The 18,511-nt window shown below is 55.8% G+C and carries 17 protein-coding genes and 1 tRNA gene; 8 read left to right on the plus strand and 10 right to left on the minus strand.

Annotation, left to right across the window (positions count from 1 at the left end; translation table 11 throughout):
• Window positions 1–84: 84 nt before the first annotated feature.
• The 3 genes from ilvB to MUU46_RS11340 all read left to right on the plus strand — a co-directional run bounded on the left by ilvB (window position 85) and on the right by MUU46_RS11340 (window position 2,683).
• Window positions 85–1,785: an acetolactate synthase large subunit gene (gene ilvB, locus MUU46_RS11330; protein WP_258965730.1), complete on the plus strand. Its 1,701-nt coding sequence runs from the start codon at window positions 85–87 to the stop codon at window positions 1,783–1,785.
• 3 nt (window positions 1,786–1,788) lie between these two features.
• The gene (gene ilvN, locus MUU46_RS11335) at window positions 1,789–2,079 is read left to right on the plus strand and encodes an acetolactate synthase small subunit (RefSeq protein ID WP_110510373.1); all 291 of its coding nucleotides are present in this window, start codon (window positions 1,789–1,791) and stop codon (window positions 2,077–2,079) included.
• Between the two features lie 151 nt (window positions 2,080–2,230).
• The gene (locus tag MUU46_RS11340) at window positions 2,231–2,683 is read left to right on the plus strand and encodes a DUF1198 family protein (RefSeq protein WP_159756924.1); all 453 of its coding nucleotides are present in this window, start codon (window positions 2,231–2,233) and stop codon (window positions 2,681–2,683) included.
• Between the two features lie 50 nt (window positions 2,684–2,733).
• Here the strand turns inward: MUU46_RS11340 and yicI are convergent, their stop codons facing one another.
• Window positions 2,734–5,052 carry an alpha-xylosidase gene (yicI, locus tag MUU46_RS11345; RefSeq protein ID WP_258965569.1) on the minus strand — a complete coding sequence of 773 codons (2,319 nt, stop codon included), beginning with the start codon at window positions 5,050–5,052 and terminating at the stop codon, window positions 2,734–2,736.
• A gap of 12 nt (window positions 5,053–5,064) precedes the next feature.
• On the minus strand, window positions 5,065–6,459 hold the full coding sequence (locus MUU46_RS11350; RefSeq protein WP_258965570.1) for a glycoside-pentoside-hexuronide family transporter: 1,395 nt from the start codon (window positions 6,457–6,459) through the stop codon (window positions 5,065–5,067).
• Between the two features lie 289 nt (window positions 6,460–6,748).
• On the opposite strand from MUU46_RS11350, the gene MUU46_RS11355 reads away from it, so the two are divergent.
• Both MUU46_RS11355 and MUU46_RS11360 read left to right on the plus strand, forming a co-directional pair.
• Window positions 6,749–6,843, plus strand: a tRNA-Sec gene (locus MUU46_RS11355).
• Between the two features lie 153 nt (window positions 6,844–6,996).
• Window positions 6,997–7,431, plus strand: a complete 435-nt coding sequence (locus MUU46_RS11360) for a hypothetical protein (RefSeq protein WP_258965571.1) — start codon at window positions 6,997–6,999, stop codon at window positions 7,429–7,431.
• 84 nt (window positions 7,432–7,515) lie between these two features.
• Here MUU46_RS11360 and MUU46_RS11365 read toward each other — a convergent pair whose 3' ends face one another.
• The 5 genes from MUU46_RS11365 to MUU46_RS11385 all read right to left on the minus strand — a co-directional run bounded on the left by MUU46_RS11365 (window position 7,516) and on the right by MUU46_RS11385 (window position 12,810).
• Window positions 7,516–8,067, minus strand: coding sequence for an OmpH/Skp family outer membrane protein (locus tag MUU46_RS11365; RefSeq protein ID WP_258965572.1), 552 nt, complete (start codon window positions 8,065–8,067; stop codon window positions 7,516–7,518).
• 203 nt (window positions 8,068–8,270) lie between these two features.
• Entirely contained in the window at window positions 8,271–9,083 is an 813-nt protein-coding gene (gene nlpA / locus MUU46_RS11370; RefSeq protein WP_258965573.1) for a lipoprotein NlpA, read from the minus strand.
• 220 nt (window positions 9,084–9,303) lie between these two features.
• On the minus strand, window positions 9,304–10,617 hold the full coding sequence (locus MUU46_RS11375) for a serine hydrolase domain-containing protein (RefSeq protein WP_258965574.1): 1,314 nt from the start codon (window positions 10,615–10,617) through the stop codon (window positions 9,304–9,306).
• Window positions 10,618–10,733: 116 nt separating this feature from the next.
• The gene (locus MUU46_RS11380; protein ID WP_159756945.1) at window positions 10,734–11,204 is read right to left on the minus strand and encodes a nuclear transport factor 2 family protein; all 471 of its coding nucleotides are present in this window, start codon (window positions 11,202–11,204) and stop codon (window positions 10,734–10,736) included.
• A gap of 91 nt (window positions 11,205–11,295) precedes the next feature.
• Window positions 11,296–12,810, minus strand: coding sequence for an MDR family MFS transporter (locus tag MUU46_RS11385; protein WP_159756947.1), 1,515 nt, complete (start codon window positions 12,808–12,810; stop codon window positions 11,296–11,298).
• A gap of 79 nt (window positions 12,811–12,889) precedes the next feature.
• Here MUU46_RS11385 and MUU46_RS11390 point away from each other — a divergent pair, with 79 nt between their 5' ends.
• A complete protein-coding gene (locus MUU46_RS11390) occupies window positions 12,890–13,546 on the plus strand; it encodes a TetR/AcrR family transcriptional regulator (protein ID WP_159756950.1) in 657 nt (218 codons plus the stop codon).
• Here MUU46_RS11390 and MUU46_RS11395 read toward each other — a convergent pair.
• On the minus strand, window positions 13,543–13,959 hold the full coding sequence (locus tag MUU46_RS11395; RefSeq protein WP_159756953.1) for a GNAT family N-acetyltransferase: 417 nt from the start codon (window positions 13,957–13,959) through the stop codon (window positions 13,543–13,545). The genes MUU46_RS11390 and MUU46_RS11395 overlap by 4 nt on opposite strands.
• Window positions 13,960–14,108: 149 nt before the next feature.
• On the opposite strand from MUU46_RS11395, the gene MUU46_RS11400 reads away from it, so the two are divergent.
• On the plus strand, window positions 14,109–15,011 hold the full coding sequence (locus MUU46_RS11400; protein WP_159756956.1) for an EamA family transporter: 903 nt from the start codon (window positions 14,109–14,111) through the stop codon (window positions 15,009–15,011).
• A gap of 142 nt (window positions 15,012–15,153) precedes the next feature.
• Complete coding sequence (locus MUU46_RS11405) at window positions 15,154–15,444, plus strand: YicS family protein (protein ID WP_159756959.1); 291 nt, start codon at window positions 15,154–15,156, stop codon at window positions 15,442–15,444.
• A 15-nt stretch (window positions 15,445–15,459) separates the two neighbouring features.
• On the opposite strand, the gene nepI is transcribed toward MUU46_RS11405, so the two are convergent.
• Entirely contained in the window at window positions 15,460–16,641 is a 1,182-nt protein-coding gene (nepI, locus tag MUU46_RS11410; protein WP_258965575.1) for a purine ribonucleoside efflux pump NepI, read from the minus strand.
• 116 nt (window positions 16,642–16,757) lie between these two features.
• Window positions 16,758–18,500, minus strand: coding sequence for an AsmA family protein (locus MUU46_RS11415; protein ID WP_258965576.1), 1,743 nt, complete (start codon window positions 18,498–18,500; stop codon window positions 16,758–16,760).
• Window positions 18,501–18,511: the final 11 nt, after the last annotated feature.

The raw sequence follows: 18,511 nt of genomic DNA on the forward strand, positions 1-18,511 counted from the left end.
GCAAACCGGCGGGGTTTTTCGTTTAAGCCCCCCCGGAAAGTCGGCCTACAAGAAAAGGACTGGAGCATGACAACTTCGGGCACAATGTCATCACAGGCGGCGTCATCTCAGACGACGTCACAGGCAAAGCGTTTTACCGGCGCACAGCTGATTGTTCACTTACTGGAACGTCAGGGCATCACCATTGTGGCGGGTATTCCAGGCGGCACGGTTTTACCGCTGTATGACGCACTCAGCCAAAGCAAGCAGATCCGTCACGTACTGGCCCGTCATGAACAGGGCGCGGGGTTTATCGCCCAGGGTATGGCGCGTACGCAGGGCAAACCGGCTGTCTGTATGGCCTGTAGCGGCCCCGGCGCGACCAACCTGGTCACCGCAATTGCCGATGCACGCCTCGACTCCATTCCACTGGTGTGCATCACCGGCCAGGTTCCTGCTTCGATGATCGGTACCGATGCGTTCCAGGAAGTGGACACCTACGGCATCTCCATCCCCATCACCAAACACAACTATTTAGTCCGCGACATCAGCGAACTGCCGCAGGTGATCAGCGACGCGTTTCGCATTGCGCAGTCTGGCCGTCCAGGCCCGGTGTGGGTGGATATTCCGAAGGATGTTCAAACCGCTGAAATCGATATCGACGACCTGCCGATGCCGGGCTGCAAAGCGCCTACACCAGTGTTTAATCTGTCAGACGTGCGCGATGCCGCCGCGATGATTAACAGCGCCAAACGCCCGGTACTGTATCTCGGCGGTGGGGTTATCAACGTGCCGGAACACATCCGCAAACTGGCGGAAAAAGCCAATCTGCCGACCACCATGACCCTGATGGCGCTGGGTATGCTGCCGAAAGCGCACCCGTTGTCGTTAGGCATGCTCGGGATGCACGGCGCCCGCAGCACCAACTTCGTTCTGCAAGAAGCTGATTTACTGATTGTTTTAGGTGCACGTTTTGATGACCGGGCGATTGGGAAAACCGAACAGTTCTGCCCGAATGCCAAAATCATTCACGTCGATATCGACCGCGCGGAGCTGGGTAAAATCAAACAGCCGCACGTGGCAATTCAGGCCGATGTGGGTGACGTTCTGGACCAGCTGATCCCATTGGTGGAAGCCCAGCCGCGCGCCGAGTGGCGTCAGCTGGTGGCGGATTTACAACAGGAATTCCCGTCAGCCATTCCGCAAGCGGGCGACCCGCTGACCCATTACGGCCTGATTAACGCCGTGGCGGCGTGTGTGGACGACGACGCGATTGTCACCACCGACGTCGGCCAGCATCAGATGTGGACCGCGCAGGCGTATCCGCTCAATCGTCCGCGTCAGTGGCTAACGTCCGGCGGGCTGGGCACGATGGGCTTTGGCCTGCCTGCGGCAGTGGGTGCGGCGCTGGCGAATCCGCATCGCAAAGTGTTGTGTTTCTCCGGCGACGGCAGCCTGATGATGAACATTCAGGAAATGGCGACTGCGGCAGAAAATCAGCTCGACGTAAAAATTATCCTGATGAACAACGAGGCGCTGGGGCTGGTGCATCAGCAGCAAAGCCTGTTCTACAAACAGGGTGTTTTCGCCGCCACCTATCCGGGAATGATTAACTTTATGCAGATTGCACAGGGCTTTGGCCTGCAAACCTGCGACCTGAATACAGTTGAAGATCCACAGGCCGCGTTGCAGGAAATCATTTCCCGTCCGGGACCGGCGCTGATACATGTGCGTATCGATCCTGAGCAAAAAGTCTGGCCAATGGTGCCGCCGGGTGCCGCGAATACTGAAATGGTGGGGGAATAAGCCATGCAAAACGCAATTCATGACAACGTCATTCTGGAACTCACCGTACGCAACCACCCCGGCGTCATGACCCACGTCTGCGGCCTGTTTGCTCGCCGCGCGTTTAACGTGGAAGGCATTCTTTGTCTACCCATCCAGAACAGTGATAAAAGCCGCATCTGGTTATTAGTGAACAACGATCAGCGTCTGGAGCAGATGATCAGCCAAATTGATAAGCTCGAAGACGTCACTCAAGTGACCCGCCACCAGAGCGACCCGGGTGTGTTCAACAAGCTGGGTTTGTTTTTTGAATAACCCCGACCGTTGACGGATAACGCAGCCACCGAGGCATACAGCCCGGTGGCTGTTTTTCTTTCAGTGATAATCACATTTATGGGGCGTTTGTCTGTCGACATCACGATGGATGCCATTATCATGTGCGGGCAGAGGAAGGCTGAGAGGACGCATGATCTGGTTGACGTTAGCCACCTTAGTGGTGGTATTTGTGGTGGGTTTTCGGGTATTAACCTCTGACTCTCGCCGGGCTATCAAGCGCCTGAGCGAAAGAATTGGCATTACACCGATGCATGTAGAATCGATGATCGATCAGATGGGAAAGCGTGCGGGTGAAGAGTACCTGCATTACTTGCACCGTCCTAATGAAGCGCATTTGCAGAATGCCGCTCAGGTTTTGCTTATCTGGCAGGTCGCGGTGGTCGATGCCAGCGAATCCAATCTTCACTACTGGCATCGTCAGTTGCAAAAAGCGCGTCTCGCCGCTCCGGTGACCGATGCGCAAATTCGTTTGGCGCTGGGATTTTTGCGAGAGCTGGAGCCGGACGTATCAGAGTTCAACGCGTTCCAGCACCGCTATAACCTGCTGTTTATGCCGCAGGATGGGGTGAGTTGGTTGCATTGAGTGATCCTAGCCCTCGCCCCTTTGGGGCGAGGGGAGAACGACCTTCAATCTTAAATCGTAATCACCACTGAATTACCCTTAGCGGCTATCACTACGCCCCATTCACTGCCCGATTGAGAACCGCCCTGCACGCCGTTGACCTGCAGCACATTACGCAGGCACAGCGTCCAGTCACGGGCGTCACCAGTGCCTTCCACGGTGATGGTGCTACCGGAACGTGTCGCCTTCAGGGTGAAGAGGGTTGAACCATCTGCCGCAGGCACCTGACAGACTGCTTCGCGCCCGTCCTCAAGACCGAACAGCTGGAACGCTGTGCCCTCATGCCATGCGTAGTCCGGCTTCTGAGTATTGTTGCCCAATGCCAGCAGCGTGTTATCACGCACGTATACCGGCAGGCTCAACGCATCATGCTGTTGTTTATGCCAGCGGCTGCCCGTCACTTCGTCGTTGTGCCACAGGTGTGTCCAGTGACCTTCAGGCAGATAGAACTGCACATCGCCCGCTTCGCTGAACACCGGTGCCACCAGAACTGAATCACCGAGCATGTACTGACGGTCCAGATAATCACAGGTTGGATCTTCCGGGAACTCCAGCATCATCGAACGCAGTACTGGCGTGCCGGTTTCATTGGCGATAGCCGCCTGGCGGTAAAGATAGGGCATCATCCGACATTTCAGTTCAGTGAAATGGCGCACCACGTCGCAGGATTCATCATCGTACGCCCACGGCACACGGTAGGATTTGCTGCCATGCAGGCGGCTGTGGCTCGACAACAGGCCAAACGCGCACCAGCGTTTATAGACGTGCGCCGGAGCGGTATTTTCGAAGCCGCCGATATCGTGGCTCCAGAAACCAAAGCCGGACATGCCGATCGACAGCCCACCACGCAGGCTTTCGGCCATCGATTCGTAGTTGGCGTAGCAGTCACCGCCCCAGTGAACCGGGAACTGCTGTGCGCCGACGGAAGCTGAACGTGCAAACAGCACCGCTTCTTGCTCACCCAGCGTCTCTTTCAGCACGTTCCATACCAGTTCGTTGTAGATAAACGCGTAATGGTTGTGCATCTTTTGCGGGTCAGAACCGTCGTGCCAGACGACATCAGTCGGAATACGCTCGCCGAAATCGGTTTTGAAACAGTCAACGCCGATATCCACCAGGCCTTTCAGCTTGTCGGCGTACCACTGGCATGCTTCCGGGTTACTGAAATCGTAAATCGCCAGACCCGGCTGCCATTTATCCCACTGCCAGATCGAGCCGTCTGGGCGTTTGAGCAAATAGCCCTTTTCTTTCAGTTCTTTAAATACCGGCGATTTCTGCCCGATGTACGGGTTAATCCACACGCAGACTTTCAGCCCTTTGGCTTTCAGGCGGCGGATCATTCCTTCCGGGTCCGGGAACGTCACCGGGTCCCACTCGAAATCACACCACTGGAACGCTTTCATCCAGAAGCAGTCGAAATGAAACACGTGCAGCGGCAGGTTGCGTTCGGCCATACCGTCGATAAAGCTGTTTACCGTTGCTTCGTCGTAATTGGTGGTGAACGAGGTGGTAAGCCACAGGCCGAATGACCACGCCGGCGGCAGTGCCGGGCGACCGGTAAATTGTGTATAGCGGTTCAGGACGTCTTTCGGGGTCGGGCCATCAATCACAAAATATTCGAGATATTCGCTTTCGACGCTGAACTGCACTTTTGAGACTTTCTCGGAGCCGACTTCAAACGACACGCACTCCGGGTGATTGACCAGCACGCCATAGCCGCGGTTGGTGATATAGAACGGAATGTTTTTGTACGATTGTTCGGTACTGGTGCCACCATCGCGGTTCCAGGTGTCGATGGTCTGACCGTTGCGCACCAGCGCAGTAAAGCGCTCGCCAAGGCCATAGACGGTTTCACCCACGCCTAAATCCAGGCGTTCGAACATGTAATTACGATCGCTACCGGTGTCCTGCACGTAACCGTTGTTTTTCACCTGGCTGCCGGTGATACGCACGCCGTTGCGCAGGAAATCCAGCGCCCAGAACTCGCCTTTCGACACACGCACGCTGAGGTTGCCACTTTTCAGCTCGGCAAATTCGGCAGTGTTTTGCATCTCAACGTTCACATCCTGCTGCACATTCAGCGGGTAGTGTGGGCCGTTATCCAGCGCGCCCTGGAAATGCTCAATGCGAACGCCCACCACACCTTCTTGTGGGGAGAAAAAGCGCAGCGTAAACAACGGGGTATCCAGCTGCCAGGTGCGCTCACGCACGTCGCGCGGGGCGGCATACACCACCATTTCGTTGCCCTGCTGTTCGACGTCGAACACCTGCAGTGGGTGAATAATATTCAGGCCAGGTTGAATGAGCCAGTTTCCATCACTGATTTTCATGCCTTATTCCTCTTAGTTCGGTAATTCTTTGCTGACCGGAGTTTGATCAAAGTCTTGCTGATTGCGGCGCGCGCCCTGCGCGATATCCGCCATGATTTTCTGCAGCATCGGGGTGTTCAGCGTGTAGTAACGTTTGGCAATAATGGCGCTCAGCAGGTAGCAAGCCGCCGGAACCAGGGTAAACAACGCGATAATGATGTTAATGGTGTCGGCATTTTGTGTTTTTGCACCGGCATCATAGCCGCCTGCAGCCAGCATCCAGCCAATCATTGCCCCCCCTAGCGCCAGGCCGAGTTTCAATACAAACAGCGTGCCCGCAAAGCTGATGCCGGTAAGGCGTTTGCCGTTGCTCCATTCGCCATAGTCGACGGTGTCGGACATCATGACCCACTGGATTGGGGTTACCAGTTGATGCAATACGCCAATCGCGAAGATAAAGACAAACATCAGGACGCTGGCCTGGACAGGCACGAAGAACATCGCCGCGCTCAACACGGTCAGTGCCGCATTGGTCCACCAGAAGACGCTGACCTTACATTTCCAATCGGTGAGGGGCTTCGCCAGCGCGGAGCCAATCAGGTTGCCGACACAGTAAGTACACAGGAAGGCGGTAAACAGCCCGGCAGAGCCCATAATCCAGGTCGCGTAATACATCATCGCGCCACCACGTACGCAGACCGCGAGGATGTTAAGAATGGTCAGCAGGCCGACGATACGCCATTGGTCGTTGCGCCAGATATCGCGCAAGTCTTCGCGTGCCGACGAAGTGCTCGGCGGGACCTGAATTCGCTCTTTGGTGGTAAAGAAGCAGAACGCCAGCATCAGGAATGCCACCACCGATAGCACAGCGATGCCGCCCTGGAAGCCAAATGCTTTATCGTCACCGCCAATCAGGTTCACCAGCGGCATCATCAGCACGGTAGAGAGCATGCCACCCGCTGTCGCCAGTACGAAGCGCCAGGACTGCAGGGAGATGCGCTGCGTTGGGTCGTCGGTTATCACGCCGCCCAGTGCGCAGTAAGGGATGTTGACCACGGTATACAGCAGGGTGAGCAGGGTGTAGGTGACGGCGGCGTAAATCAATTTGCCGTTATGGGAGAGGTCTGGCGAGCTGTAGGCCAGTACGCACACGAGACCAAAGGGAATCGCACCAAACAGGATCCACGGCCGGAATTTACCCCAGCGGCTGCGGGTGCGGTCGGCGAGCAGGCCCATACACGGGTCGGAAATTGCATCAAGCGCGCGGGCGAGCAAAAACATCGAGCCGACAAAACCGGCGGGAATACCAAAAATATCGGTATAAAAAAACATCATGTACAACATGACGTTATCAAAAATGATATGGCTGGCGGCATCTCCCATACCGTAGCCAATCTTCTCCTTCACGGATAACACTTCATGACTCATTTTTTATCCTTCAACAGCGTCATCGAACATCAGTAACCGGTTACATGGTTGTAATTCATCGTCGGCACCGATGGAATTCCGATATCTCGTTAGCGGATTATGTTTCTTCTTTTCTGTGATCGGGGTTGGGAAGATTAATGTTTAAAAATGTAACTCGCGGATTTTGTAGGGTTTTATGCAAATTATGGTGATTTACTGCACAGGCATTAGGAAATAATCAGATAAAGAGTGGGGTAACTGCCTGAAAGTAGCTATAATGCGCACCGCCTCCATGTAGCAATCGAGGCGCGGAAGGTCGTCGTCTCCGGTGAGGCGGCTGGACTTCAAATCCAGATGGGACCGCCAGCGGCCCCGGGCAGGTTCGACTCCTGTGATCTTCCGCCAGTTTTCTCACCGAAAGTTTCAAACCTGCATTTTCTTCACTTCAATAACCGAAAAGCCCCGCATCGTCTTTGCTTTCCGCTCTGTTATTCAACGCCATTTAAGTTTTCCCCCACCTGGGTCGCTGTTCATTGTATTAACCGATGGAGCGCCAGGATGAAAAAATTACTCGTATTGCTTTTACCGTTACTGCTTGCAGGCTGCGCCACTATTGTCGGAGACAATGAGGAACAGGTACGTATCAACAGCGTACCCGATCACGTTCGCTTTGCTATTTCTGACAGCGACGGCCAGATTGTCGCCAGTGGGATTACGCCGCAGACCGTTACGTTGAAGAAAGCGGATGGCAGCTATTTTGGCAAAATCAATTACACGCTGACGCTCGCGGAGGATGGCTACAACACGTCAATCGTACCGTTGAGCACCAATCTCACGCCCTGGTACCTGTTCGGAAATCTCATTTTTCTCGGCGTCCCTGGTTGGCTGATTGTCGATCCGTTCTCGGGTGCGATGTATTCGTTTAAGAACAACGACATTCAAACGTATCTGCGCCGATGCCCGCCTGGGCCGTATCGCTACATGTGCTCATAACGACGAATATTTCGAGGAACAGGCTGGCGATTGGGTCTGCTCATGGATGAGCCTTGAGAGCCCCACGTCGCCAGTTTGAGAGGATTAATTGGCTTTCGGCTCAGTCTCTGCTGGCGTATCCGACCCGGCGGCTTGCGGAGGTTTCACCGTGATAGTGGGTAAATTGCCATAGGTCACCTGTGTTTTTTCAAGACGAGTAATAATATCGGCGGTGACATCTAATTTTGCATCGCTGGAAATAACATTCTGATTATCAACAATCAGCACCAGCTTTTTTTCCTGCCGATAGGCGTCCACGGTTTTCACAATGGCAGCCAGGCTAGCCTGTCGAGCGGCTTTTTGTTCTGCCATCCACTGGCGATTCAGAACTTGGGCATCGGCGTTACTCGCCTTTTCCTGTTCGTCCGCTGACAGGGCGGCATAACCTTTCTTCGCTTCATCATTGGCCTTGATAAGCACGGCCTGAACTTGCTTGTCATGCTCAATTTCCTGTTTCCCGATGGCCGATTCCTTCAGGACTTTGCCCATATCCACGACGCCAATTTCAGGTACGGAAGCCTTTTTCTGGTCGCAGCCTGCTAATCCGCCAACGGCGAGGGTTGTGGCGAGCGCCAGTAATACGGTGTGCTTTTTCATCTTGTTATCCTGTTGTCGTCGCCTGCTTTGGCGGTGAGGTCGGCGTTTACTTTCCTGTCGCCAGTAGACCGCACGTGAGTTGCGTTGGTTCCCTGGTGTTTTTATATTCCTCAGCGATGCATTAAGAGCAGGGATAAGACATCGTGGGCGAAAAATAAATCGGGCCAGCATCCCGCTGGCCCATTTCGCTACAGGTAACTCACTCAATCCCAGCCGGGTACGGCCCCGCCGTTAAAGATTTTCTCAGCCGCCTTTGCCACTTCAGGTGACTGATACGAGTGCATAAATTCCTTCACGTTCTCCGCGTCTTTGTTATCTTCGCGAGTGACGATGATGTTCACATACGGCGAATTTTTATCTTCGATAAACACGCCATCATGCACCGGTGACAGACCGGTCTGTTGCAGATAGGTGGTGCTGATGATCGCCACGTCGACCTTCGGGTCGTCGAGCACGCGGGGCAGTTGCGCCCCTTCCAGCTCCATAATGTTGAGCTTATGCGGGTTGCCGCTGATATCCAGCGAGGTCGGCAGCAGGCCTTTGCCCGGTTTGAGGGTAATCAGCTTTTCTTTTTGCATCAGCAATAACGCGCGCCCGAGGTTGGTCGGATCGTTCGGAATCGCGATGGTCGCGCCGTCTTTCAGTTCGGAAACAGACTTAATTTTGCGGGAATAACCGGCCATCGGGAAAACGAAGGTATTGCCGACGGCCACTAAGTGGAAGTTGTGTGCTTTGTTGTCCTGCTCCAGGAACGGACGATGCTGGAACACGTTGGCGTCGAGTTCTCCGGCGTTGGTGGCATCGTTTGGCAGCAGCGAGCCGCTAAACCCAACAAGCTCCACGTCGAGGCCGTATTTTTCTTTGGCGACTTTCTTCGCCACTTCGGCCACGTCTTGTTCCGCACCGTTGATTACGCCCACTTTTATGTGTTTGCTGGTATCGCTTTTTTGGTCACAGCCCGCCAGAAGAAGGCCGGTCAGCAGTAGGGCGCCAAGATGAGGAAGAGGTAATTTCACGCCAGAGTTCCTTTTTAAACAGTCGTAAAGACAAGGTATTCCCGAATGAAAATGACTATAACGAGTTTGGCGAATCGAGGATAAAAACGAAAAGGAATGAGCAATACGAAAAGGTGATAAAGCCGTTGATGCCCGGTGGCGCTACGCCGAGCGGCCCTACAAAAATACAATTCGTAGGTCCGGCAAGCGCAAGCACCAGCGGGCATTTACGGCCTGAATATTACTTCGCCAGCGTATTCGCAATCGCGTTATACATCAGCGATGCTTCCAGCGGTTGAGCGCTGAACGAAGGCTCGGCTTTCGGCCATGCAGACCACTGAACGATCACCAGTTTTTGCTGCGGATTGACCACGATAACCTGGCCAAAAATCCCCAGCGCCCACATTGTATCCTGGCTCGACAGGCCCTCTTTCGGGCTGACGTCTTTAGCGTTTACCGGCACGCTGTTATTCCACCACTGGTAGCCGTACATGCCGTCCGGATGCGCCGTCGATACGGATTTCTCCGCAGTATTCCAGGTTCGGGCATCTTTCACCCAGTTGTCCGGCAGTGTTTTCGTGCCGTCCGGCAGCACGCCGTTGTTCATGATAAACAGGCCGAATTTACCCCAGTCCTCCAGCGTGGCGTTGAAACCGTGTGCGCCAACGTCGTGTTTGCCCGGCTGATAGCTGTGCCATACGCCGTCATGCACCATGCCGTACGGCTGCCAGATTTTTTCCTGTAAGTTCTGCGCCAGGGATTTGCCGGTCGCCTTCTCCAGCGTATCGCCAAGCAGCCACGCCCCGCCTGACGAGTAAGACCAGGCTGCGCCCGGTTTGGCGTAAGCGGTACGTTTCGGATCTTTCACCAGCGCATTTACACAGGCATAAGTGTCTTTGTTGGCTTCACACTGGGTGAGCTTCGCAAAGTCAGACTGCGGATTGGTGTAGTCCTCATTCCACGTCACGCCGGAAGTATGCTGCATCAGCTGGCGCACCGTGACGTGCTCCCAGGCGGTGCCTTTTACGTCGGGGTTGTACTTGACGATTTCATCATCCAGCGAGGCGATTTTGCCCTCTTTCACCGCGATCCCGACCAGCGTCGACACCACTGATTTCCCGACCGAACGCGAGGTCCACAGCGTGGTTGGCGTGTTACCGTGGCTGTAATACTGGTAGGCGATTTTGCCGTCCTTGATGACCATCATCCCAGTAACGTCGTTGCGCTTGATGTAATCCTGTAAACCGTAGCGCTGGCCCTGATACTGGTAGGTCGCAGCGCTCAGTGAACGCGTCATCACCGGAATTGGCTGCGCGTGTCCTGCTGCGAAGACATCCCCGGCGTAGGAGCGGTAGTCGTTACGAAAGCCGATTACGCGCTGCTGCTGGTTCCAGGTCAGCATGTCTTTCACGTCAGGCAGATTGGTATCAACCGGCGCCGGGCAAGTGGTGAGCTGCGGCACGCCGCAGTCGTTCGCGGCCTGAGCTGCACTGGCTTGCAGCGAAACGCTGAGGCAAAGTGCGAGGAGACAGAGAGAAGTGTTCATCTTGCGCATAATCGTACCTTTCATCCTTTAGAATTATGAGATGTCAGGCACTACTTTAGGCGAGAGTTGTCGGCAGGCGCAGTCAGTGTGCGGGGGAAAAACCCCCGCTATGACCGAATGCGAGATTACAGGCCCAATGCGCTGAGGCCAGGATGATCGTCAGGACGCTGGCCCTGAGGCCAGTGAAACAGGCGATCTTCCTCGTCGATCGGCAGGTCGTTGATGCAGGCGAAGCGTTTACTCATCAGACCGTTGTCGTCAAATTCCCAGTTTTCATTACCGTAAGAACGGAACCATTTGCCATTCTCGTCGTGCCATTCGTAGGCAAAACGCACGGCAATGCGGTTGTCGGTATAGGCCCACAGCTCCTTGATCAGCCGGTATTCCTGCTCTTTGCGCCACTTGTTGTCGAGGAAGGTGACGATAGCTTCGCGCCCGTCGATAAACTCGCTGCGGTTACGCCAGCTGCTGTCGGGGGTGTAGGCCAGCGCGACTTTATCCGGATTGCGACTGTTCCAGCCATCTTCTGCGGAACGCACCTTATGGATGGCGCTTTCAAGGGTAAACGGGGGTAGCGGGGGGCGTTGTTCACTCATCATTCACTCCTGCGGGATCGGGTTTTCCACATCCTGGCATATATTCGTCTGAACGAAACCGGGAAGTTTTGCTTTCCCGGTAAACATCGACTCAATGGTGAGATTTTTTCAGCGGTGATTCTTTCAGTAACCACGACAGCGCAAACGCCAGCACCATAATGCACGCCGCCATCATGAAGGCCGCGTGAATGGCGGCCCCGAAGGCATCGAGATAATCGGTGCGCACAGCTACCGGCAAGTGGTGAATGGCCACCGGGTTCATCCCGCGAGGGATTTCCGCGCCCTCGGGCAGCAAACGAGTCAGATTCGATTGCAGCACATGGGTAAAGACTGCACCAAACAGCGCTACGCCAATGGAGCCACCAATTGAGCGGAACAGCGTCACGCCGGACGTCGCCACGCCGTACAGATTCGGTGCTACCGAGTTCTGCACGGCCAGCACCAGCACCTGCATGACCAGGCCGAGGCCCATGCCCAGCACGCCGGTAAACAGATACAGATGCCAGGTTGGCGAATCGATGGTGATCCGCGTCAGCAGCAGCATTCCGATGAAACCGAGTAGTGTTCCGACGATAGGGTACAGGCGGTATTTACCGGTGCGGCTGATTAAACGTCCGCTGATAATTGAGGTCACCAGCAGGCCGCCCATCAGTGGGATCAGCTGTAGCCCGGCCTCGGTTGGCGTCGCACTTTTCACCACCTGCAAATAGAGCGGCAGGAAGGTCACCGAGCCAAACAGCGACATCCCGATGATAAAGCCAATCAGGCTGCACAACAGGAAGCTGCGGTCGCGGAACAGCGACAGCGGAATAATCGGCTCGAACGCTAAGCGTTCTTCATAGATAAATCCGGCAATGCCCACCAGGCCAAACGCCAGAATGCACCACAGTTGCGGGTCACTCCATTCGCGCACGGTACCGCCTTCGGTGGTGAACAGCGTGATGCACAGCAGCGCCATGCTGAGATATAGCGCGCCGAGCCAGTCAATCTGATGCGCGCTGCGCTTATTGGTGCTGCGGAATACCGTGCCAATCACCAGCAGGGCGAACAGCCCCAGCGGCAGGTTGATGTAGAAAATCCAGCGCCACGACGTGTGCTGCACGATGAAGCCGCCGATCAGCGGGCCGATCACCGTGGCGAGGCCAAAGACCCCGCCGAACAGGCCCTGATAGCGTCCACGGTCGGCTGGTGGGATAACGTCCGCCACCGCCGCCATGCTGATTACCATCAAACCACCGCCGCCCAGGCCTTGCAGGGCGCGCATCAGCACCAGCTGCGTCATGTTCTGCGCCAGGCCGCACAGTGCGGAGCCGACGAGGAACAGCACGATTGCGATTTGCAGCACCCGTTTGCGGCCAAACAGGTCGCCAAATTTGCCGTACAGCGGCACCACGATAGTGGACGTCAGAATATAGGCAGTGACCACCCACGACAGCTTATCGAGCCCGCCGAGTTCGCCCACGATGGTGGGCAACGCCGTCGAGACGATGGTCTGATCCAGCGCCGACAGCAACATCACCAGCAACAGCGCGCTGAACAACAGGCGGATAGACTTCACGCCGGTGGCCGGAACGTGCTGCGATTGAGTCGTCGTTTGAGACTCCATAAAAAGCTCACTTGAAATTAATTAAATACCTAATTAATATTTATGTAAGTTATGGTTCAGGTCAAGGGATAGCCCGTAAATGAAAGCACAGAATGGCAAAGATAATTCCGAGAAACCGCGCCGCCCGGGGCGTCCTCGTGGAAAACAGGCTGGAGCTGACAATCGCGAGCAGTTGATGGATATCGCGCTGGCGCTGTTTGCCCAACAGGGGATCGCCCGGGTGTCTCTCAACGCCATCGCCAAAGAAGCCGGCGTGACCCCGGCGATGCTGCATTACTATTTCACTTCCCGCGAGGCGCTTATCGATCAGATCCTCGAGGAGCGTTTCATGCCGCTGCGCAATCGCATCAGCAGCGCGTTCGTTGAACATTCTGACAACCCGGTCATGGCCTTAACCATCATGGTGCGTGTGCTGGCGGAACTGGCGGAGCAACACGCGTGGTTTGCGCCGTTGTGGATGCAGGAGATGATTGGCGAAATGCCGGTCCTGCGTCAGCACATGCAGGCGCGTTTCGGCGAAGATAAACACCATAAGCTGCTGAGCACCGTGGCTCAATGGCAGGAAACGGGCAAGCTCAACCGGGATCTCGCACCGGAGTTGCTGATAACGACGCTGATAAGCCTGGTGCTGGTGCCGTTTTCTCGTCTGCGGACCGATGAACGAATGAAAACCGTTTCCCCCGACGTTATCGTGCGTCACGCGCTGGCGATAATGGGCCAGGGGATTGGCGGTTAAAGTGCTTTTGTCAGGTAGTGGCGCTGCATTCCCTGATGTGGGAAGTCCTTGATACTACTGTGCAGAGTAAACCCGCATTTCTGATAAAACGGCAGCGCCTGGAAGCTGGCGGTATCCACCAACATATGGCTGCAGCCCCATTCGCGGATACGGTTTTCGGCTCCACGAATCAGTTCACTGCCAAGCCCTTTGCCGCGTGCGGCGTCGCTGACCCACAGATAGTCGATGCACAGCCAGTCTCCTTTGCGTTTGCCAATCAGCCCACCGAGCATTATGCCGTTTTCATCCCGGGCATAGACGCCCAGTTCGAACCAGTCACGGGTATCAATAAACTGGCTGTTATACGCGCGTAAACCGGTAAATAATGCGTCCTGATCCTGCTGAGTAACCTTTTCAGTAACTTCAATTTGCATAACCTGTCTCCGCGTTTTTTCACATAAATCCGGCTCATTATTGGGTCTGGTCAATAACTTCTCAATCACTAATAACAGGGGGTAACGTCGGCCTGCTTTTTGTCCTGTGCTATCATCCCTGGCAACGAAATCAGGTTGTTGAGGAAAAGATGGGCTCGACCAGGAAAGGGATGCTGAACGTACTGATAGCCGCCGTGCTGTGGGGAAGTTCCGGCGTGTGCGCGCAGTACATCATGGAGCAGAGCCAGATGTCGTCGCAGTTTTTAACCATGGTGCGTCTGCTGTTTGCAGGATTCATTCTGCTGATGCTGGCCTTCGTGCATGGCGATAACATCTTCCGCATTCTGAAGAACCGCAAAGACGCGTTGAGTCTGCTTCTGTTTTCGCTGGTGGGCGCGCTGACGGTGCAGCTCACCTTCCTGATGACCATCGAAAAATCGAATGCCGCCACGGCAACCGTGCTTCAGTTCCTGTCGCCGACTATCATCGTGGCGTGGTTTGCCATTGTGCGCAAATCGCGGCCCGGGGCGCTGGTGTTTGCCGCCATTCTGACCTCGCTGTTCGGCACCTTTTTGCTGGTCACCCACGGTAATCCGACGTCGCTTTCTGTCTCGCCTGCGGCAGTGTTCTGGGGAATTGCCTCGGCCTTCGCCGCCGCGTTTTATACCACTTATCCTTCCACGCTGATTGCACGCTACGGCACGCTACCGATAGTCGGCTGGAGCATGCTGCTGGGCGGCGCATTTTTGCTGCCGTTCTACGCTGGAGAAGGGCTACATTTCGTGATCAGTGGTAATCTGCTGCTGGCGTTTTTCTATCTGGTGGTGATCGGCACATCGCTGACCTTCAGTCTGTACCTGAAGGGCGCGCAGATGATTGGCGGCCCGAAGGCCAGCATTCTGAGCTGCGCCGAACCACTGAGTAGCGCGCTGTTGTCGGTGCTGCTGTTGGGCGTCAGCTTTGCGCTGCCGGACTGGCTGGGCACTCTGCTCATCCTCTCCTCGGTGGTGCTGATTTCGCTCGATGCACGCCGTCACGCGCGGCTGGGATAATGCCGAGCTGTCAATCATGCTTTTGCGCGATAAAATCCATAATTGACTGATTTAATAATATTTTCCGGCTACCGGGTTTGCGCAATCAGCGGCCTGAACATATAGTTAAAGGTAATGAATTTTGCAACAGAAGGGATCCACGATGAAAGCTGTGCCAATTCTCTGTTTACTGGCCTGTCTGAGCGTCCCAGCCGCCTATGCCGACTCCCCGATGAAAGGGTTGCAGTTTGAGCAGCAAAAGCTGCAGGTGATGAAGGACGTCAAAAAAACCTGTACCCCAGACGCGAAGATGAGCGATGACGCGTTCGGCGACAAGATACTCGCGTCCGAAGACAATAAGCGCCACGTGCGCGACGCGACGCTGGCGCTTGAGCGTAGTAACCAGAAGAACTACTGGGATGCCATCGGGCAGATTCAGTGCCCGGACATGTGATCCGGGCAGGCAGGATTACTTCATTCGTACTTTTGTCGCGACCAGCAGCGCAGTAAGCAGCATCAGCGTGCCGGATAACATCAGCGGAGACAGCAGGCCGAAATGGTCCAGCGCCACGCCGCCCACGGCGGCACCGCAGGTGTTGGCCAGCTGGATCACCGCCACCTGAATGGAACCGGCTTTTTCGGCCTGGTCAGACAGCGAGCGGGTGATCCACGTTGACCAGCCGACCGGCACCAGCGCAAAGGCAAAGCCCCAGATAACCGCCACCGACGCGGTCACGATTTTCTCACTTCCCCATAGGATAAGCACCGCGGCGCTTATCGCGAGGATTAATGGCGCGCAGGCCAGAGCCATTTTCACCGAACGCTTGAGGATCACCGCCGACAGCGAGGTGCCAACGAAACTGGCAATCCCGAAGCTCAGCAGCACCAGCGTCAGGCCATCAACATCAAAACCCGCGAGGGTCATAAATACCGGACGAATGTAGGTAAAGAACGCGAACTGCCCGGCAAATGCCATGAAAATCGCGGTCATACCGGCCATCACGCCAGGGCGTTTTAATAGCCCGAACATATTCGCCTTCTGTCCGGTTTCACCCGGCAGCGAAGGCAGCGCCTTCCAGACCCACACCACGCACAGCAGTCCCATAATCGCCGCGCCGTTAAAGACGTTGCGCCAGCCGATAATGCCGCCTAAAAAGCTGCCAAGCGGGGCAGCAATCACCAACGCGATGGAGACCGCGCCAAAAATCACCGACAACGCTTTCGGTACCTGTCGTGCGGGCACCAGACGCATGGTGAGCGACGCAGACATCGCCCAGAAGCCGCCGAGTGCCAGTCCCAGGCAGGCGCGGCCAAGCAGTAACAGGCTGAAGCTGGAGGCAAATGACACCAGCAAACAGGAGAGCGTCAGCAGTACGGAGAACAGGATGACAATGTAGCGGCGGTCGGTGCGACCAATCACGTGGGTGACAAACAGGCTGGCGAACATTGCCACGAACGCGGTGGTGGTCACCGATTGCCCGGCGACGCCTTCGGTAATCCCGAGCTCTTGTGCCATCGGCGTCAACAGGCTAACCGGCAAAAACTCAACGGTAATCAGGCAGGCAACGCAAAACGCCACGGCAAAAACCGCAGACCAGTTTGGACGCGTTAACGCCTCACTGCGGGAAAGATTTTCAGTACATTCGCTCATGGGAACCTGCGCATATTGGGTGGGAAATTTGCGCAGTGTAACATTTTGTTTGTGACGCATTTAACGTTTTGGCAACTATAGCTGCGTTCCCCTCTCCCTTGAGGGAGAGGGTGAAATTACTGCGCCGGAGCTGAAACAGGGGCGGGTGCCGCTTCCGTCGGTGCTGGCACCACAGGCTGCACCATGCTCACTTCGCCATTGCTCATCGTCTGCGTCACTTCCTGTTTTGACATATTTACCGCATGCAGCTGGGCGTTGACCGTCGGTTTTAACGGCGCGTTAGCCTGCACGCTGCCGCTGGCACGCAGCTGAAAATTACCGTCGCCGCCAATCGGCAATACCGGCCAGCCCCACTGTTGAAGAATATCCAGCGGCACGCCGCGTCCGTTCAGGTTGATAGCCGTCTGGCGCTGCGGCTGCTGAGACACCGCCCCGCTTGCTTCGATTATCCCTTTCTCTGTAAACGCGCTCAGTTCAGTGATATTCACCGTCGACCCATTCGCTGCCAGCTTCAGCGAAGGACGGCGCACGTCCACGCGATTAAAGGTCGCGGCGGCTGCATTCAGCGCCGCATTACCGCTCCACACACCCCAGATGCCGTTTTTCGCCACCTGAAGGTTATCGCCGTAACCGTCCAGCGACGTGATTTGCCATGGGAAAGCCGGGTCGATGTCGATAACCAGGTTACGACTGGCGGTGAATTTACTCAGGGTCACGCTTTGCAGCCAGGCCGGTAGCGGGTCCATCCACAGTTTTTTCCAGTTCTCTGGCAGCGTGTATTCCAGCCCGGCGATGGCCGTGTCGTCGAGCACCAGCGCGTTGCCATTGCGTAACCAGTTGCCGGATGTACGCACCATTCCGCCTTCCCAGCGCGAGGTAAACTGGCGTAGCACCACGCCCTGCGGGGAAAACGCGGCGTTAAAAATAGGGTCGATAAGGTGCAGCGAGCCATAAATAAACTCGTCGGCGTTCATCGACAGACGCCCGCCGTCGCTGTTCCAGCCTCCGTTGCTTAAGGTGAGATCGCGCAGGCTGAGGTCCAGATCGGCAATCGCCCAGTCCGGGCCTTGCAGTCGCGCGTCGGTCACTTCCAGCGAGCCGATGGTGAGTGATGGCACGGTGGTCAGCGGTGCGAAGAAATCGGCCAGTGATTTGTCGCTCTGCATACGGATGTCGGTCAGGCGCAGGCTGTCGACCAACCAGCTGCCGTCGGCGTTACGTTTGGCATTACCCGTCAGCGAGCCACGCGCGATATCAGCCCCCAGGGTGCTAAGCGTCACCACGCCGTTATCGATATTGCCCTGCACCAGGACGTTGGTCGCGGGCAGGTCATTGAGGGTCATTGAGCCCGCGCTCATCTGAATTTGCGCCTGCTTACCGAGCACGTTGCCCGCTTCCGGCACCCACGGCGACACGCCGCCAGTTACGCGCTGGGCGCTGAGGTTCCAGCTGGTTTCCGGGCTGTTGAACGCCATATTGCTGAGTTGCAACGTATCGGCTTCGAACGGGAACGGCGCGGCGGATGGCGACAGGTTCAGGGTTCCGTCCTGCAACGTAATGGTGTCGGCGTGCAGCGGGTCGGTGAGCTGACGACTGCTCAGGCCAATATCAACCGTTTTGGCGACCAGCGTGGCGGGTTTTCCGTCGCGACCAAAGGTGACATTTTTAAGCAAGATGTGAGATGGCGAGGAAAAACGATGATCCATCGCGTCGAAAACGATGTGGTATTGCGAGTTACTGGAAATCCAGCCGCTGACTTCGCGCGCGCCCCAGCGAGTTTGCAGCAAAAAGTAAAACGCCAGCACGACCAGCAACAGCGCAATAAGCAGCCAGAGAAACAGCTTCCCGATAAATTTCATCGTCTTCCATC

The sequence above is a fragment of the Scandinavium tedordense genome, assembly GCF_024764965.1.
Taxonomy (GTDB): domain Bacteria; phylum Pseudomonadota; class Gammaproteobacteria; order Enterobacterales; family Enterobacteriaceae; genus Scandinavium; species Scandinavium tedordense.

What these genes read in the sequence shown, in the direction of transcription:
- MUU46_RS11380 (WP_159756945.1), bottom strand. Translation starts at nt 11,204, where the DNA reads ATGAGTGAACAACGCCCCCCGCTACCCCCGTTTACCCTTGAAAGCGCC.
- MUU46_RS11405 (WP_159756959.1), top strand. Translation starts at nt 15,154, where the DNA reads ATGAAAGCTGTGCCAATTCTCTGTTTACTGGCCTGTCTGAGCGTCCCA.
- MUU46_RS11350 (WP_258965570.1), bottom strand. Translation starts at nt 6,459, where the DNA reads ATGAGTCATGAAGTGTTATCCGTGAAGGAGAAGATTGGCTACGGTATG.
- MUU46_RS11400 (WP_159756956.1), top strand. Translation starts at nt 14,109, where the DNA reads ATGGGCTCGACCAGGAAAGGGATGCTGAACGTACTGATAGCCGCCGTG.
- MUU46_RS11375 (WP_258965574.1), bottom strand. Translation starts at nt 10,617, where the DNA reads ATGCGCAAGATGAACACTTCTCTCTGTCTCCTCGCACTTTGCCTCAGC.
- MUU46_RS11360 (WP_258965571.1), top strand. Translation starts at nt 6,997, where the DNA reads ATGAAAAAATTACTCGTATTGCTTTTACCGTTACTGCTTGCAGGCTGC.
- ilvB (WP_258965730.1), top strand. Translation starts at nt 85, where the DNA reads ATGTCATCACAGGCGGCGTCATCTCAGACGACGTCACAGGCAAAGCGT.
- MUU46_RS11385 (WP_159756947.1), bottom strand. Translation starts at nt 12,810, where the DNA reads ATGGAGTCTCAAACGACGACTCAATCGCAGCACGTTCCGGCCACCGGC.
- nepI (WP_258965575.1), bottom strand. Translation starts at nt 16,641, where the DNA reads ATGAGCGAATGTACTGAAAATCTTTCCCGCAGTGAGGCGTTAACGCGT.
- MUU46_RS11365 (WP_258965572.1), bottom strand. Translation starts at nt 8,067, where the DNA reads ATGAAAAAGCACACCGTATTACTGGCGCTCGCCACAACCCTCGCCGTT.
- MUU46_RS11340 (WP_159756924.1), top strand. Translation starts at nt 2,231, where the DNA reads ATGATCTGGTTGACGTTAGCCACCTTAGTGGTGGTATTTGTGGTGGGT.
- MUU46_RS11390 (WP_159756950.1), top strand. Translation starts at nt 12,890, where the DNA reads ATGAAAGCACAGAATGGCAAAGATAATTCCGAGAAACCGCGCCGCCCG.
- MUU46_RS11395 (WP_159756953.1), bottom strand. Translation starts at nt 13,959, where the DNA reads ATGCAAATTGAAGTTACTGAAAAGGTTACTCAGCAGGATCAGGACGCA.
- yicI (WP_258965569.1), bottom strand. Translation starts at nt 5,052, where the DNA reads ATGAAAATCAGTGATGGAAACTGGCTCATTCAACCTGGCCTGAATATT.
- ilvN (WP_110510373.1), top strand. Translation starts at nt 1,789, where the DNA reads ATGCAAAACGCAATTCATGACAACGTCATTCTGGAACTCACCGTACGC.
- MUU46_RS11415 (WP_258965576.1), bottom strand. Translation starts at nt 18,500, where the DNA reads ATGAAATTTATCGGGAAGCTGTTTCTCTGGCTGCTTATTGCGCTGTTG.